The following is a 1,572-nucleotide window of genomic DNA, read 5'->3' on the forward strand; positions in this document are numbered from 1 at the left end:
CGGGCACCCTGAGCGACATTAGCGATCGTAAACAGTACGAAGCTGCCGCGCATCTCCTACAGACGCTAATTCAGGCTATCACCGAGGCCCCCGATTTCAACACAGCCCTGCAAGTTACCTTGTACCAGGTGTGTGAAGTTACAGGGTGGGACTATGGCGAGGTATGGGTAAGGGCTGGCGATCGGGAGAGCTTGCAGCTTAGTCCCATTTGGTATGGAAAGACGAGTGAGCTATCTATATTTCGGCAGCTTAGCCAAGCTTATGTCTTGCCAATCAACAACAGTCTGCACGGACGAGTGTGGCTAGCCCAGCAAGCTGTGTGGATTCCAGATGTATCTCAGCTTTCCATCCAGGAATTTAGTCGGGCGGCGATCGCGCAAGAAGCGGGGTTACGAGCCAACTTTGGCGTACCTATTGTTGCCAATGGTGAAACTCTTGCTGTATTGTCCTTTTTCATGCTGTCAGCCCATCCAGAAAATCAGCACCAGATTGAACTCGTGACTGCCGTTGCCCAACAACTTGGCTCTGTGATTCAGATTAAGCGCACAGAGGATGCGTTACATGAGCAACAACGACAATCGGAGCGACTGTTGCTAAACATCCTACCTGCTCCTATTGCTGAACGCCTCAAGCGCAACAATCATCGCTGCATTGCCGACAGCTTCTCAGAGGTAACCGTTATGTTTGCAGACTTGGTTAACTTTTCTGCCATTGCCGATCACACCCCTCCGCAAGCGCTGGTGGAACTGCTGAATCACATTTTTTCTACCTTCGATCGTCTAGCAGCTCAGCATGGCCTAGAAAAAATCAAAACCATCGGGGATGCCTATATGGTCGTTGGTGGGCTGCCCATTCCTCGACCAGACCACGCAGAGGCGATCGCTGACATGGCACTATCGATGCAACAGGCCATTTGCACCCTTTCCCAGGAAACTGGTGAGGCCCTTAGCCTTCGTATTGGCATTCACACAGGCCCCGTGGTGGCTGGAGTCATTGGCATTACAAAATTTAGCTACGACCTCTGGGGTGATGCCGTCAACATTGCCAGCCGTATGGAATCTCAAGGCTTGCCTAGTCAAATACAAGTTTCTGCTGCCGTGTACGATCGGCTCTGCGGGCGTTATCTTTTTCAAGAGCGTGGAGCTATTCTTGTCAAAGGCAAAGGTGAAATGACCACCTACCTGCTGCAAGGCAAGAAATAAATGTGCGGCTTCTAGCATTTGGGTTAGGATGTCATAACGCGGGATGAGAGCATTGCATGACTTTTCCGCCCCTTAAACTCGATCATGACATGATCAGATACGTTTTATTTGTTGCCTGACCAGGGAATCTATGGCTAATCCATCGACGATGACACTGCTGAGATACCTCAGCCCAGCCGAAGTACTTGTTAACAGTCCCACGGTTCTCCAAGGAGTTTATGACCCCACACGCATTACCAAGGTGACGGTGGTTGCAGAAGATAAGTATCCTTTGACGGTAAACCTCGATGCTGCTGCTGGCATTTGGCAGGTTAACCTGCCCAGGGGATTTACCAATGCCGGCACGCGCTGGCTACGGGTCAAGGGGTTG

The 1,572-nt window shown here is 51.0% G+C and carries 2 protein-coding genes; both read left to right on the forward strand.

Annotated elements, in window-relative coordinates:
• Positions 1-1,202 (forward strand): GAF domain-containing protein (locus NZ772_18695; GenBank protein MCS6815586.1); only part of this gene is annotated, 1,202 nt, incomplete at its 5' end.
• A gap of 130 nt (positions 1,203-1,332) precedes the next feature.
• Positions 1,333-1,572 (forward strand): hypothetical protein (locus NZ772_18700; GenBank protein ID MCS6815587.1); only part of this gene is annotated, 240 nt, incomplete at its 3' end.

The organism is Cyanobacteriota bacterium (genome assembly GCA_025054735.1).
Lineage (GTDB): Bacteria > Cyanobacteriota > Cyanobacteriia > SKYG9 > SKYG9 > SKYG9.